This window comes from Vibrio lentus, from assembly GCF_002875945.1.
GTDB classification, from domain to species: Bacteria; Pseudomonadota; Gammaproteobacteria; order Enterobacterales; family Vibrionaceae; genus Vibrio; species Vibrio apostichopi.
In genome coordinates this window covers 14426-29424 of sequence record NZ_MCZK01000167.1, presented here as the reverse complement: position 1 = coordinate 29424, position 14999 = coordinate 14426, and the positions used below count along the sequence as shown (strand labels likewise).

The 14999-nt window shown below is 45.1% G+C and carries 16 protein-coding genes; 13 read left to right on the top strand and 3 right to left on the bottom strand.

All coding sequences use genetic code 11. From position 1 onward, the window contains the following. Nucleotides 1-14: 14 nt before the first annotated feature. The gene (gene cysN, locus BCT49_RS21755; protein ID WP_004735272.1) at nucleotides 15-1445 is read right to left on the bottom strand and encodes a sulfate adenylyltransferase subunit CysN; all 1431 of its coding nucleotides are present in this window, start codon (nucleotides 1443-1445) and stop codon (nucleotides 15-17) included. Nucleotides 1446-1463: 18 nt separating this feature from the next. Further along, on the bottom strand, nucleotides 1464-2408 hold the full coding sequence (cysD, locus tag BCT49_RS21750) for a sulfate adenylyltransferase subunit CysD (RefSeq protein WP_226974827.1): 945 nt from the start codon (nucleotides 2406-2408) through the stop codon (nucleotides 1464-1466). Between the two features lie 414 nt (nucleotides 2409-2822). Between cysD and BCT49_RS21745 the strand changes: the two genes are divergently transcribed. From BCT49_RS21745 to BCT49_RS21695, 11 genes are all read left to right on the top strand, one after another. Beyond that, nucleotides 2823-4799 carry a bifunctional 2',3'-cyclic-nucleotide 2'-phosphodiesterase/3'-nucleotidase gene (locus BCT49_RS21745; protein ID WP_102280927.1) on the top strand — a complete coding sequence of 659 codons (1977 nt, stop codon included), beginning with the start codon at nucleotides 2823-2825 and terminating at the stop codon, nucleotides 4797-4799. 284 nt (nucleotides 4800-5083) lie between these two features. Beyond that, a complete protein-coding gene (locus BCT49_RS21740) occupies nucleotides 5084-5671 on the top strand; it encodes a DedA family protein (RefSeq protein ID WP_102438117.1) in 588 nt (195 codons plus the stop codon). Next, entirely contained in the window at nucleotides 5668-6801 is a 1134-nt protein-coding gene (locus BCT49_RS21735; protein ID WP_102438115.1) for an ATP-grasp domain-containing protein, read from the top strand. The genes BCT49_RS21740 and BCT49_RS21735 overlap by 4 nt, the downstream gene beginning before the upstream one ends. A 19-nt stretch (nucleotides 6802-6820) precedes the next feature. Then, nucleotides 6821-7363 carry a DinB family protein gene (locus BCT49_RS21730; protein WP_017078811.1) on the top strand — a complete coding sequence of 181 codons (543 nt, stop codon included), beginning with the start codon at nucleotides 6821-6823 and terminating at the stop codon, nucleotides 7361-7363. A gap of 2 nt (nucleotides 7364-7365) precedes the next feature. Continuing rightward, the gene (locus tag BCT49_RS21725; protein WP_102340810.1) at nucleotides 7366-8115 is read left to right on the top strand and encodes an NRDE family protein; all 750 of its coding nucleotides are present in this window, start codon (nucleotides 7366-7368) and stop codon (nucleotides 8113-8115) included. A gap of 12 nt (nucleotides 8116-8127) precedes the next feature. Then, complete coding sequence (locus tag BCT49_RS21720) at nucleotides 8128-8565, top strand: YHS domain-containing (seleno)protein (protein WP_102438113.1); 438 nt, start codon at nucleotides 8128-8130, stop codon at nucleotides 8563-8565. A gap of 10 nt (nucleotides 8566-8575) precedes the next feature. Continuing rightward, nucleotides 8576-9019 carry a hypothetical protein gene (locus tag BCT49_RS21715; RefSeq protein WP_102438111.1) on the top strand — a complete coding sequence of 148 codons (444 nt, stop codon included), beginning with the start codon at nucleotides 8576-8578 and terminating at the stop codon, nucleotides 9017-9019. Nucleotides 9020-9031: 12 nt separating this feature from the next. Further along, a complete protein-coding gene (locus tag BCT49_RS21710; protein WP_102438109.1) occupies nucleotides 9032-10786 on the top strand; it encodes a lysophospholipid acyltransferase family protein in 1755 nt (584 codons plus the stop codon). A gap of 71 nt (nucleotides 10787-10857) precedes the next feature. Then, nucleotides 10858-11424 carry a Crp/Fnr family transcriptional regulator gene (locus BCT49_RS21705; protein ID WP_009847775.1) on the top strand — a complete coding sequence of 189 codons (567 nt, stop codon included), beginning with the start codon at nucleotides 10858-10860 and terminating at the stop codon, nucleotides 11422-11424. A gap of 57 nt (nucleotides 11425-11481) precedes the next feature. Next, nucleotides 11482-11934 carry a GNAT family N-acetyltransferase gene (locus BCT49_RS21700; RefSeq protein ID WP_102438106.1) on the top strand — a complete coding sequence of 151 codons (453 nt, stop codon included), beginning with the start codon at nucleotides 11482-11484 and terminating at the stop codon, nucleotides 11932-11934. Further along, complete coding sequence (locus tag BCT49_RS21695; protein WP_102438104.1) at nucleotides 11934-12782, top strand: DMT family transporter; 849 nt, start codon at nucleotides 11934-11936, stop codon at nucleotides 12780-12782. The genes BCT49_RS21700 and BCT49_RS21695 overlap by 1 nt, the downstream gene beginning before the upstream one ends. Nucleotides 12783-12842: 60 nt before the next feature. Here BCT49_RS21695 and BCT49_RS21690 read toward each other — a convergent pair whose 3' ends face one another. Beyond that, nucleotides 12843-13427: a LysM-like peptidoglycan-binding domain-containing protein gene (locus BCT49_RS21690; RefSeq protein WP_102438102.1), complete on the bottom strand. Its 585-nt coding sequence runs from the start codon at nucleotides 13425-13427 to the stop codon at nucleotides 12843-12845. Nucleotides 13428-13640: 213 nt separating this feature from the next. Here BCT49_RS21690 and BCT49_RS21685 point away from each other — a divergent pair, with 213 nt between their 5' ends. Both BCT49_RS21685 and BCT49_RS21680 read left to right on the top strand, forming a co-directional pair. Continuing rightward, nucleotides 13641-14261, top strand: a complete 621-nt coding sequence (locus BCT49_RS21685) for an FKBP-type peptidyl-prolyl cis-trans isomerase (RefSeq protein ID WP_017107729.1) — start codon at nucleotides 13641-13643, stop codon at nucleotides 14259-14261. A gap of 134 nt (nucleotides 14262-14395) precedes the next feature. Next, the gene (locus BCT49_RS21680) at nucleotides 14396-14890 is read left to right on the top strand and encodes a DUF2780 domain-containing protein (RefSeq protein ID WP_102438099.1); all 495 of its coding nucleotides are present in this window, start codon (nucleotides 14396-14398) and stop codon (nucleotides 14888-14890) included. The last annotated feature ends 109 nt before the right edge of the window (nucleotides 14891-14999 follow it).

Here is a 14999-nt window from a genome sequence, read left to right as displayed (position 1 = left end):
TGTTGCTTGGTCGTTTATGACTTCAGTAGTTGGCTTAAATCTTTGGCATCCCAATGAGGAAAATGCTTACGAACCAGAGCATTGAACTCAAGTTCAAATGCAGAGAAGTTACCGACTTGCTGTTCAACAGAGTCCAAACGGTCTCGAATCAAACCCGCACCAACCGTCACGTTGGTTAGACGGTCGATAACGATGAAACCACCGGTATCCGCACTCTCACGGTATTTATCCAATGCGACAGTCTCGTTCAAAGACCACTCACACAAGCCAATACCATTCAGTGGTAACTCATCGACAGCGTGGGTCGACAGGTTGTTGATGTCATATTGGTGACGAACCGTTTCAACCTGACCGACGGTTTTCTTGCCTGCGATTTTGATGTCGTAAGCTTTACCCGGTTGCAGTGGTTGTTCTGTCATCCACACGATATCTGCCAATACATGGTTGGTGGATTCAATTTGCGCATTTTCCAACACAATCAAATCGCCACGACTGATATCGATCTCATCTTCAAGAGTCAGCGTTACCGCCAAGCCCGCTTGTGCTGATTCAAGTTCACCATCAAAGGTCACAATGCTTGCCACCTTAGAGGTTTTACCTGAAGGCAACGCCTTGATTTCATCACCCACGCTGACACGACCTGAAGCCACTGTGCCGGCAAAGCCTCGGAAATCTAGGTTAGGACGATTGACGTACTGCACTGGGAATCGGAATTCACCCGCAGAGCGTTTTTGGTCAATGTCGACGTTCTCTAGTACCTCCAATAGAGATGGGCCTTCGAACCATGCAAGCTCTTTACTTGGTGCAGCAACGTTAATGCCTTCAAGTGCCGAAACGGGCAAGATCTGAATGTTGGTCTCACCCTCTAAGTTTTCTGCAAACTCTAGATACTGATCGCGAATCTCCTCAAAACGATCTTGCGAGTACTCGACGAGATCCATTTTGTTGACTGCGACGATGAAATGCTTCAAACCAAGTAGGTTAGAAATAAACGAGTGACGACGTGTTTGATCCAGTACACCCTTGCGAGCATCAATCAGGATCACAGCCAGATCACACGTTGAAGCGCCTGTTGCCATGTTACGTGTGTACTGCTCATGCCCTGGGGTATCAGCAATAATGAATTTACGCTTTTGCGTCGAGAAGTAGCGGTAAGCCACGTCGATCGTGATGCCTTGCTCACGCTCAGCCTGCAAGCCATCAACAAGCAGTGCCAAATCAGGTTTCTCACCCGTAGTACCCACTCGTTGGCTATCTGAGTGAACCGCTGCTAGCTGATCTTCATAAATCTGTTTTGTATCATGGAGCAAGCGACCGATTAACGTACTTTTACCATCGTCTACCGAGCCACAAGTTAAAAATCTAAGCATAGATTTATGCTGATGCTGACTTAGATAACCTTCAATCCCTAGTTCAGCCAATTCGGCTTCTACTGCACTATTCATTTTTCTTTCCTTAGATTCTTAGAAATAACCTTGGCGCTTTTTCAGCTCCATTGAGCCCGACTGATCATGGTCAATCGCTCGACCTTGACGCTCACTGGATGTTGCCACCAGCATCTCTTCAATAATGCCTGTTAGCGTGTTCGCCTCAGATTCAACGGCTCCGGTCAGTGGGTAACAACCCAAAGTACGGAAGCGAACGCTTTTCTCTTCAATCACTTCACCTTCTTGCAGCTCCATACGGTCATCATCAACCATGATCAACATGCCATCACGCTCAACCACAGGACGTTTGTCTGAAAGGTAAAGTGGAACAATATCGATGCTCTCTAGGTAGATGTATTGCCAGATATCGAGCTCAGTCCAGTTAGATAGCGGGAATACACGAATGCTTTCGCCTTTATTAACCTGGCCGTTATAGGTATGCCAAAGTTCAGGGCGCTGGTTTTTTGGATCCCATGTGTGGTTCTTGTCGCGGAAAGAATAAACACGCTCTTTCGCTCGAGATTTTTCTTCATCACGACGCGCACCACCAAAAGCGGCATCGAACCCGTACTTGTTTAACGCCTGCTTAAGGCCTTGAGTTTTCATGATGTCAGTGTGCTTGGAAGAACCATGTACGAATGGGCTACATCCCATCTCAATACCTTCTGGGTTCTTATGTACTAAAAGGTCGAAGCCGTACTTTTTAGCCGTACGATCACGAAACTCAATCATCTCGCGGAATTTCCAATCCGTATCAACGTGTAATAGTGGGAATGGAATCTTGCCTGGATAAAACGCTTTGCGAGCTAAATGAAGCATCACAGAAGAATCTTTACCGATGGAGTACATCATCACTGGGTTATCAAACTCAGCAGCAACTTCACGGATAATATGAATACTTTCCGCTTCAAGCTGTTTTAGGTGGGTTAAACGTTCTTGGTCCATTTCAGTGCTTCCTTTAAGGCTCGCAGTACGAGCAATTCATTACTTGGTCTTGCCAAGCAAGGGATTTAACTCATCCACTTGAGTGAATGGGAGTATTGGCACTAGAAGAAAACAGAAGCTTCGTTTTGAGCTATCCTTGCTATTCATCTGCCTGATACGTCCTTGATATAGGCATTATGACGAGCCTCTCATATTACTGGAAATTCTAAAATTTCATTTTTTATTCGAAAAGCTGATAAGGGATGAGATTCATCGATAAATAGGTGAAATGAATGGACTAATACTATCGATGTGATTTGTACATTGATTGAGCAGGTTTGGGAGGCGTCTTGCAGAACACCATAAAGTAATCGATCTAAGTCACGAATTAACATTCGTTGTAATCATTGTTTCATTCGGTTTTGTTACATTACGCAACGAATTTTCTACTATCCACTTTGGAGCTACAAAATGAAAGTTGCAATGAAACCTTTATCATTGGCTGTACTTGCGGGTCTTGGTTTGACTCTAGCAGGCTGCACAACAACACCAGATACCGATGAAGTGATTAAATTACGTGTCGTAGAAACGACGGATATCCATACCAACCTAATGGATTACGACTACTACAAAGACAAGCCATCGAAAAAAATTGGCTTAGCACGTACTGCAACTCTAGTAAAAGAAGCTCAAAGCGAAGTAACCAACAGCGTATTAGTTGATAACGGTGACTTGCTGCAAGGTAGCCCAATGGGTGACTACATGGCAGATAAAGGCATCGAAGCGGGCGAAGTTCACCCTGCATATAAAGCAATGAATCAACTAAGCTACGACGCTGCAAACCTAGGTAACCACGAATTCAACTACGGTCTTGAGTTCCTAGAAGAGTCGATCAATGACGCTGATTTCCCATACATCAGTGCTAACGTTTACGACGCAGAAACCAAAGAACACTACTTCACGCCTTACATCATCAAGACGCACACGTTTGAAGATACAGCAGGCGTAGAGCATGAAGTAAAAGTGGGTTACATCGGTTTTGTTCCACCACAAATCATGACGTGGGATAAGAAGAACCTAGAAGGCAAAGTGATCGCTCGTGACATCATTGAGACAGCTAACGAGTTAGTACCTCAAATGAAAGCGGAAGGCGCTGAAGTTATCGTTGCTATCCCTCACTCAGGCGTATCAACTGACCCATACAAAAATGGCGAAGAGAACTCAACGTTCTACCTATCTGAAGTAGATGGCATTGATGCAATCGCATTCGGCCACTCTCACGCAGTGTTCCCAGGTAAAGGTTTTGATGACATCCAAGGCATCGATAACGAAACTGGCACAATGAACGGCGTTGCGGCAGTAATGCCAGGTCGTTGGGGTAGCCACGTTGGTGTTATGGATCTAACACTTGCGCAAAAAGACGGTAAGTGGGAAGTCGTTAAAGGCCAATCAGAAGCTCGCCCTATCTACGACAAGATCGAGAAGAAGTCGCTTGCTGCAGCTGATGAAGGCATCGTAACAGCACTAGAAAAAGACCACGCAGGTACTCGTGAATTTGTTAACCAACCGATTGGTAAAGCAGACGACGTGATGTACAGCTTCCTATCTCTAGTGCAAGACGATCCAACAGTACAAATCGTTAACCTTGCACAGAAAGATTACGTTGAACAGTTCATCCAAGGCGACCCAGACCTAGATGGTACGCCAGTACTTTCTGCAGCTGCACCATTTAAAGCCGGTGGTCGTAAGAATGACCCAGCGAACTTCACTGAAGTTGAATCTGGTCAACTGACATTCCGTAACGCAGCTGACTTGTACCTTTACCCGAACACGCTAGTCGCGATGAAGGTAACAGGCCACGAAGTAAAAGAGTGGCTTGAGTGTTCTGCTGGTCAGTTCAACCAAGTTGATGTTAACTCAACAGCACCACAACAGTTGATCGAGTGGGATAATTTCCGTACTTACAACTTCGATGTTATCGACGGTGTTGATTACCAAATCGACGTAACTCAACCTGCGAAATACGATGCAAACTGTAAAGTCGTTAACCCTGACTCACAACGTATTGTTGGCCTAACTTACCAAGGTAAGCCAATCGACATGAAGCAAGACTTCCTGATCGCAACCAACAACTACCGTGCGTACAGTGCTAAGTTCCCAGGCACGGGTGAAGACTTCATCGCATTTGATGCTCCAGATGAGAACCGTACTGTTCTTGCAAACTACATCTCTCGCGTAAGCAAAGAGCAAGGTCAAGTTAGCCCAACAGCTGATAACAACTGGTCATTTGCGCCAATCAAAACGGATAACAAACTAGATATCCGCTTTGAAACATCTCCAAGCGACAAAGCGGCAGAGTTCATCAAAGAAAAGGGTCAATACCCGATGAAACGTGTTGCGACTGACGATGTTGGTTTTGCTGTTTACCAGATTGACCTAACTAAATAGATTACCCAGTAATCCATAGTTAACGTTCTGAAAGGCTGAGTTTAACGACTCAGCCTTTTTCTTTTGTTATTTAGAAATCGCCTCCACCGACCTACTTTTGTCACCGTAAACGCCCGCTGATTCAGCATCCAAACAGCACGACTCAAACCGTCAATCGATTTAAGCCCCTACAAAAAAACGCTAATCCGCTGTAAGTTTTTCTCTGCTCCTCCTGTCTATTTAATTTACTACACTCAATGAATGGCCAATAAGCCATTCATTTATAGGATAGATAAGGACATTTAATGAGCACCGTCGAGAGCATTCAAGCATGGTTAAATACAGGAGAAGAATCGCTGCTATGGCTGATGCTTGGCATTATTGCGCTTTCTTATCTGCTTGAAGATCTGGCGATTGTTACAGCGGCAGGTTTAGCGACTCAAGGTCTCATACTTCCTCAATATGCGCTGCTTGCTATTTTTATCGGCATTGCCACAGGTGATCTCGGCCTCTATTACCTAGGTAAATCAGGACGTTATTTCCGAGGCGTTCGTTACAAAGCCCTCACCAACCGATACTTTCGTGCGCTTCGCACTAAATTACGTCAAAACGCTTTCAGCAGTCTTTTTGTCATCCGCTTTATTCCTGGGCTTCGTACCGTTGGTTTTACCTTAAGTGGCTTTTTCGCCATCCCACTGCCTACTTTCTTGTTTGCCGTTATTAGTGCCACCGCGATCTGGACTGGCATTGTCTTCTCTGCCATCTACTATTTAGGGACATCAGCGTGGCTGCAAGCCTCTGAATATCAATGGATCATCATCCCGTGTGCCATCGCTTTGTTGTTTATCGGCAATCGATTAATGAATAAAACCTACTCTAGAGGATTATCATGAGTTCACCGCAAGATATTCGCATCATTCCAGCACATCAAATCAATGCAGGCATGCCCTTGCTTGAAAAAGATACCGTGCGCAGTGTCTCTCCTTATGAGTTTCTTCCAACGTGGTTCTTCTACACGCCAGTGGTGATTCAAAGCCTGATGCAAGGGTTACGGCACTTTGACTGGGCGCTGCCGCTCATCGCCAACCCGAGCATCAAGCTAAGCGGCATGGTAGGCGAATCAAAACACGAAATACTGAGCCTTGCCGGATCATCGAGTCAGCGCTGGATCTCTCCGTTTATCACCCTAACCAAAACGGATCTCAGCAGTAAGAAACAAGCTGAAGATGCACGCAGTGCACTCATACAATCGGATCTCGATTTCCCGATTGTGGCTAAACCGGATCTTGGCTGTCGAGGTGTTGGCGTTAAGCTGATCAACACACAAGATCAACTTGAACAGTATGTTGAATCTTTCCCAAATGGTGCTCGCTTTCTATTGCAAGAAAAGGCGCCTTATCAAGCTGAAGCGGGGGTTTTCTATGTTCGTTACCCAAACAAAAAGCAAGGCGAGATCATCTCGATCACACTCAAGTATGCGCCAATGGTAGTGGGTGATGGCAGCTCGACACTCAAACAGTTAATTGAAAATAGCCCGCGTGCTGGGCAGCTTAGTCACCTGTATTTGCCAAGACATCAAGATAAATTGGGTCAAGTGCTCGCAGAGGGCGAAGAGTTCCAACTTGCGTTCGCAGGTAGCCATAGCCGTGGCTGTATCTTCCGAGACGGCAACCAATACATCACTCAGGCTTTAACTGAACGCTTAGATGAGATATTCGACGACTTCGATGGTTTCCACTTTGGTCGACTCGACGTCAAATTCAAGGACATGCACAGCCTAATGAACGGCGAGGATTTCACTATCCTTGAGGTCAATGGCGCAAGCAGTGAGGCTGGGCATATCTGGGATCGCAACACACCATTGCGAGAGATATTTTCTACGCTACTTCTGCAATACCGCATTCTTTTTGATATTGGCGCTCAGCAAAAACAGCGAGGCCACCAGCCTCCTTCCTTTAAGAGCCTGTTTAACGCGTGGCAAGAAGAGCGACGTCTTGTTCAACAATATCCGACCACCGATTAACTTTGTACGAGGATCATGAATGAACCCCATAGCCCAACCGAGCGCCCTCACTTCTTTCTCTCCTAGTATCAAGGGAGCGGTAGAGATATTGAATCAGGGTTTAGAGTTTTTGTTAGCGATATCTGACAGCGACTATCTGACACGAGCAAAGCCGCACGTCACAAGTTCTATTGGTGAGCATACTCGTCACACGCTCGATCTTTTTCATGCTCTGATTTTAAAAGAGAATGCGACCGTTGATTACAACACTCGTCGTCGTGGTCACCCCGTCGAATTCGACAGGTCGATTGCATTGAAAGAGATCCATTACGTGATCAACTGGCTTGAACGATTAGACCGTCGAGATCTCGAAGCGCCTATCATGATCCAAACCGAAGTTTCGATGGATACACAAGTATTCGCCAGCCTGCCTTCTACGCTAGAAAGAGAAGTCACCTTTGCCGCGCTGCATGCCAATCATCATTACGCGATGATCAAAGTGATCACGACCTTTCTTGATGTCGAAACATGCAACACCTTTGGTTATGCCCCAACCACCAGCAGCTATTTGAGGGAGCAATAATCATGTGTTCAGTATCTTGGCTGCTTGAAGACAATGGCTATCAGGTCTTTTTTAATCGTGATGAACAAAAGACACGGGCATTGGCGATGCCACCTAAACAATATCGAGTTAACGGCGTCGATATCATCATGCCACTCGACCCAACCGGTGGTGGTAGCTGGATCAGTATCAATGAGTTCGGGCTTTCGTTATGCCTACTCAATAACTATCAAGGCATCGTACCTGATGGACTTTTGGTCAGCCGTGGTTTGTTACTCAAGAACCTATCATCGAGTCGTAATATCAGTCAGCTCTCTGAAGCTTTTCATAAGCTCGACCTGCACTCTTTTGCCCCGTTTACCTTACTGGCTTTCGCGCCGAACTTAACTCAACACCATGGTTTGGTTATTGCCTATATGTGGGATGGCATTCAACAAAAAATAGTCGAAACCGATTCGCCACTCTTCTCATCCGGTGTTGATTTAGAGCGAGTGCAAGCCTACCGACAAGCAAAATACGATCAGCTTATGGCAACGGGGAAGAATCAACAGAACTTACTTCAATTTCACTCTCACCATCACAGCGAACAGCCTCATTTAGCGACCTGTATGCATCGTGAAGACGCGCACACCGTGAGCTTTACACACTTACGCAATCTACACGGCCAAGCCTCTATGTTTTACGCACCCGGCTCGCCTTGTGAACCCATTAAACCATGCCAGATAAATCAACAGCGTTTTACCTTCGATTTATCACCAGCAATTAATCTATAGATGGAGTCCATCATGAGAAAACTAATCACCATGGTCATGCTACTTGTTAGCCCTTACGTATTTGCCGCCGATGAAATCTACACCGGATTTTTTAGCAGCAAGGCGCTCGATGGCTACGACACTGTGGCTTATTTCACTTCAGGTAAGCCTATTGAAGGCAGTAAAAAATTCAGCACAGAGTACAAAGGTGCGGACTGGTATTTCTCTTCTGAAAAGAATCTGACTTTATTTGTTAATAATCCTGAAAAATATGCACCTCAATATGGTGGCTATTGCGCATGGGCCGTTTCTGCCAAAAACGACTTCGCACCAGGTGATCCACAGTATTGGACCATAGTTGATGACAAACTTTATCTGAACTACGACCAAGAAATTCAAACCACTTGGGAGCAAGACCGAGCAGAGCATATTCAACAAGCCGATAAAGCTTGGCCGCAGCTGATTAAGTAAGGGAATAACCATGACATTCACTCCTGCTAAACATCTTCCGGCAGCATTTATCGCTTTTGTGTTTATTCAGTCGCTGTTCTTTAAGTTCACCGGCTCATACGAGACTGAGCATATCTTTGGCACCTTGGCGACATGGTCAGGCTTAAGCTGGTTTGGCTCATTCGGTGGCTACTTGATTGGATTCGCTGAATTGATTGCGGCCATTTTGTTGTTTACCCGTTGGCATGGTCTGGGTGCCATCATGAGTGTGGGAATTATGAGTGGCGCGATTTTCTTCCATCTGTTTACGCCACTCGGTATTCAAATGCCTGAGTTTAATGCAGCGGGTGAAATTGTCGATTATGACGGTGGATTACTGTTTGGTATGGCATGCCTAGTGTGGCTGTGCGGTGCATTTTTAAGTGTGAAAGATTACAAGAATCAAGACGGTTTCCTAAACAACTTTAGTCAATAAGGTAGCTTCATTATGATTGATAGTCCTTTTCGTTTACCACGTTACACGCCTTTTGGTTTAGGTGAGTCTGTTGTCGAGTGGGCAACTGGGCTATCTAAGCTAGATAAGCTCTATCAAGATAGGCCTGATGAGTTATCTAGCTTTGAATTCATGCATCACACCCTGTCGGCTTTGAATATCGACTATTCTGTTTCAGCTGGTGCCACTGATAATATCCCTGAAGAAGGACCTGTAGTCATTGTGGCTAACCACCCGCTCGGCGCGATTGAAGGTGTGATCCTTGCCGATCTCGTAGGATCGGTAAGGAAAGATGTGAAGGTGTTAGCGAATGAGTTGCTCAAGCGACTGCCTGAACTGGATGATCTTTTCATCGGAGTCGATGTCTTTAATAGTAAAGAATCGAAACGCACCAACGCTAAAGCGATTCGAGATGCCAATCGTCATTTAGCCGACGGTGGGCTGTTGATTGTGTTCCCTGCGGGCGAAGTATCGAGTTACCGTAAAGGAGCAAAAACACTGACAGACATCGAATGGAGCAAATCGGTTGCCAAGTTCGTCAAACGTCATCAAGCCACTACAGTGCCTATCTTTATCAATGGTAAAAACAGTGAGCTTTTCTATCAAGCTGGCCGTGTCCATCCACTGCTACGAACTGCTTTACTTGGGCGCGAACTCCTCAATAAACAAGCGACTACCATCTCTATCTCTATTGGCTCATCGATTCCGTATTCGGAAATAAAATCGTTCGAACAAGAGATGGATATCGTCAACTATCTACGACTCAATACCTATCTAATGAGTCAACAAGATAGCCCTAGCGCAGCAGTCCATGCCCCCTCTTTTGACACTCAAGTGATAGCACCAATCTCACCAGAAGTATTGTCCATCGAGATTAGCTCGCTCCCTGAAGAGATGAAACTGCTCGAGCAAGGTGACTTCGAGGTCTACTGTACACCAAGCCAATCTATTCCAAACTTAATGCGCGAGATTGGTCGAGTCAGAGAAGAGAGCTTCCGTGAAGTCGGTGAAGGCAGCGGGCTTGCCTGTGATTTGGATGAGTATGACCTTTACTACCACCAACTGTTTGTGTGGAACAAAGCCAAGGCTGAATTAGTCGGTGCATATCGACTCGGTATAGTCGACAAGTTAATCGCAGAACATGGACTTGATCAGCTCTACTCTCGTAGCCTGTTTAACTACAATCAAGAATTCATCGACACCCTAGATAACAGCATTGAACTTGGGCGTTCTGTAGTGAGCAAGCCTTATCAAAAGAGCCTTAACTCACTGTTACTATTATGGAAAGGAATCGCGGCTTTCGTGTATCGTCATCCTCAATACACCCATCTATTCGGTCCAGTCAGTATCAGTAATGATTACAGCCACAATGCTCGCCTGTTGATCGCGACAACCTTATCGATTCACCACTACGATGAGGAAAAGGCGAATTTAGTTTCTCCTTCGTCACCACTCAATACCAGTAATCATGTGTTCTGGCAGAATCACCTGTTATCGTCATTGGCGAGTGTTCCTCTGCTCTCTAAAGTGTTAGCACGTATGGAGCAAGGAAAAGGCCTACCAGTACTACTGCGCCAGTATCTAGGGATGAATGGTAAATTGGTGTGCTTTAACGTCGACCCATCATTTAATGATGCCTTGGATGGCTTGATTGTGGTTAATCTAAAGAAAGTACCATTGAAAACTCTTGGTAAATACATGGGCAGAGAACTCGCTCAAGACTATCTAGAACAACATGCTCGACGCTGATTTAGCCCGCTCTGTACCTATACTCAAATAAGTGCGATGATTTCGACACTTATTTGGGTTAGGTTATTTCCATGCACACCTCTTTTATCGAACAACTACAAAGCTTCGACTTTTCTGAAAGTCAGATTGAATCTCTATTAGCCGTCGCGAAACCGCTTGAGCTACCAACCAGACACATCCTGATCAATCAAGGTGAAATGGCGAACTCAATCTACTTTGTACTTGAGGGATTGTGCCACGCTTGCTACCTCACTAATGACGGTAAGCAATACAGCAAAGAGTTCTACTGGGAACAAGATTGGATCATCGGCTTTGAGAGTTTGATAAAGAACCAAGCGTCACCTTACCTATTAGAAACACTCACACCAATTACTATGTTAGAACTGCCAATGAACGCGGTTATCGAGTGGCGTGCATCAAACAATCCTCTATATTTAAAGCTGTTAGAAACTCAGCTGATGCATAAGGAAAACAAAGAACGCTTTATGCTGCTCTATACTCCAGAGCAACGCTATCAACTTTTCTGCGAACATTATCCCGACCTTGAGCAACGCTTGAACGACAACCAGATTGCCGCTTACCTAGGAATAACCGCGATCAGTCTGAGCAGAATTAAAGGTCGAATTAACAATAGTTAATGCCAACAATCATCGCACATAGTACATTCAGAGCATCGATAACCTCTGGATGTAAACATGATCACTTGGCACTCAATTCCCTTCTCTGAACTTTCAACACAACAGCTTTATCAACTACTTAAATTACGAGTAGATGTGTTCGTCGTTGAGCAAAATTGCCCTTATCCAGAGCTCGATGGTAAAGATACAATCGCAGGTGTTGAACACTTGCTTGGCTATGCTGATGCAGAGCTAGTGGCGTGTGCACGCTTGTTACCACCGGGGACGTCTTACGACAACACGAGCATCGGCCGAGTGGCGACTACGCAATCGGCAAGAGGTGATGGTTTAGGACATCAATTGATAAAAGAAGCGTTAACACGCTGTGAGGCTCTTTGGCCGAGCACGACTATCGATATTGGTGCGCAACAACACTTAGAAAACTTCTATGCGAGCCACGGCTTCAAGACGATCTCTGAAATGTACTTGGAAGACGATATTCCGCACGTCGATATGAGATTAGAGAAGTAATGTCGAATATCACTGTCGGTATTCTATTACTGATTGCAGGTAACTTGTTTGCCTCACTTTCGGACGTAGCGGTAAAACTATTGAATGGCGAAGTGCCACCTCTTCAGTATATTTTCTTCCGACAGTTGATATCTCTGCTCATCATCACCCCTTTGTGGCTACAGCAGAAAAAGGAACAACGACGCTTACAGCAAGCCAAAGTGACCATCATACGCGGACAGCTGATATTAATTGGCAGTGGATGCATGGTCGTCGCAATTACCCATTTATCTTTGGCCACTGCTAACGCTGTATTTTATGTCGCACCCTTGTTGATGCTGCCTTTATCGATGTTTATACTCAAAGAGCAACCCGCACTGGGTAAGGTGATAGCAACCACTATCGGCTTCATTGGTGCACTGATTGTCTTAAGGCCATCGCAATTTCATTGGGCAGCACTGTTTGCATTAGGCACAGCACTGACGCTCGCACTGTTCAATGTGTTGGTAAGAAAGCTTCCGAGTGAGCAAACGGTGGTCACTACGCTGTGGTGGACAACGTTATTCTCTATACCAGCATCATTGATACTGTGCTTCCTATACTGGCAACCGGTATCTGTGGAGCACTTGGGATACATCGCACTCAGCGCAACGCTCATATTGAGCTATAACGGCCTTGCTGTTTCCGCGTACCAGAAAGCGCATTCTAGTCAAATCGCCTTGGCTGAATATTCAGGCTTAGTGTTCGTCGCACTAATCGGCGCGATATGGTTTGATGAGATTCCAGATACGTTAACCTTTATCGGCATTATGCTCATAATCTTTCCACTCGCCCCTTTCAAGCGACCAAAAAAAAGAGCTAACAGTTAGCTCTTTTCTCTCGTATCTCTTTGTCGACTAAAGCGTATAGCTCAAGGCTCTTCGTTAGACCTATTTGCTGCGGCCAAAACCACCGTCAGACAAACGGAAAAACATCACTGACGTGTCGCCTTTCTCTAACTGCAGAATATCCAGTTGTCCAGTTTCGGCGAGCTTGAATCTAACTAGCTGACCTTTTCTGATCTGACTCAGTGGCTTGTCTGAACCTTCAATCCGTACTAGCGCATTCAGATCAGACAACGGCAAATCGTTGTTTCGAAATACCTGTGCCAACGTATCGCCCTGCTTAACCAGGTACTCCTGCCAGTTGTTGTTACTCGGTTCTGATGAACTGCTCTTAGTATTTTGCTGTTCGCTTAAGCCAACGGTGTTTATCTCAAGCTCAACGCGCGATGTGGTTGGAGCAGCGTCTACTTTAGGTTCTGGTAGCGGCACAAAAAGTAAGATTAATACGATCGGCGAAATCACCATCAATAGTCGTTGGTGTAATTTCGGTAACGAACCCCAAGTTTGTGTTGTTGAGGTTTTCATTTTCTTTATATCGATCGAACCTAATTTCTCTTTGACCTGATTCAGTCGATCCTTGAACTCTGCTAAGTGGTCTACTTTCTGTTTTTTCTTTTGACGACGATTCATGCCACTGCGTCCTATACATTGAATAACTACAGTATAAAAACCAAAGTACCAACAGTATAGATCTTTCCGCTACAACAGAGACCAAAGCAAGAAAATTGACATAGCTGTGATTTGGACACGGTAAAGCGTAAGTGATCAGGGGCTAGCCGTTTATTCAGGCTGCTAATACTGGTATTCTTACCCTTTTCGTACTGACAAAAAGAGTGACTTTTCATGTCTGAAGTAAAATTTGAAACTGTAGAGCAAAAAGCTAGCTACGGTATCGGTCTACAAATGGGCCAACAACTTGCTGGTTCTGGTCTTGAAGGCCTAAACGTTGACGCAATCGCTGCTGGTATCGCAACAGCTCTAGTTGGTGACATGCCAGCTATCGAAGTTGACGAAATCAACAACGCACTACAAGAGCTACACACTCGTGGTGAAGCTGCACGTCAAGAACTAGCTAAAGCAGCAGCTGCTGACGGCGAAGCTTTCCTATCTGACAACGCTCTTCGTTCAGAAGTAACAGTTCTTGAGTCTGGTCTTCAGTACGAAGTACTAACTGAAGGTACTGGCGAAATCCCTACTGCAGACAAGCAAGTACGTGTTCACTACCACGGCGAACTAACTGACGGTACTGTTTTCGACAGCTCTGTATCTCGTGGTCAACCTGCTGAATTCCCAGTAACTGGCGTAATTCAAGGTTGGGTACAAGCTCTACAAATGATGCCTGTTGGCTCTAAGTGGAAGCTATACATCCCTCAAGATCTAGCATACGGTGAGCGTGGCGCAGGTGCTGCAATCCCACCATTTGCTGCTCTAGTATTTGAAGTAGAACTTCTAGCTATTCTTTAATTTTTATAAAAACCTTTAGTAAAACAAAATACTATAGGCAAATAAAATTGAAATAATCCAACGGCGATGTGACTACATCGCCGTTTTTCGTTTATAGTGAATAGGTCGATTACTTTATTACTTAAGGAAGAATAATGAAGAAAATACTCATCACTATGCTCAGCAGCCTTGCTGTAGTCTCTTGCGCTAGCACGAGCGATTCTGAACAAACCAGTTCATCATCAGATACCAACTATTCCCAATTATCACAAACTGCACTAATGGCAGCGGTGAATATGTGGTCTCAACAAAATGAAACAACACCTCTTGCTGATACTGTTGCCGACCAAGCGTCTGTAACAAGCGATCAAGCTATCGGCGGAATTGGTTCAATGTTGGCGCTTGCGCAAAACTCACTTGGCTCTGCCGACAATAAAGAACTTGCGTCGCTTATCCCTGGAATGTCTTCACTTGAATCTACTGGCTTATCATCTGTTCTAAGCTCACAAGGTGCGGTAGAAAGCGCTTTTTCAGGTTTAGGAATGGATTCGTCAATGATTACAACATTCGCACCAATCATTCTTCAAACACTTCAATCTCAAGGTGCAACCAGCGGATTGATGGATTCACTTGCAGCTATTTGGCAGTAGGCCTTAGCGATTAGCGATTAGCGATTAGTAAAAGAATATTGTAAGGGCACTTCGGTGCTCTTTTTTGTGCGCGGAAGAAAAGGGATTTGAGATACGAGATACGAGATAC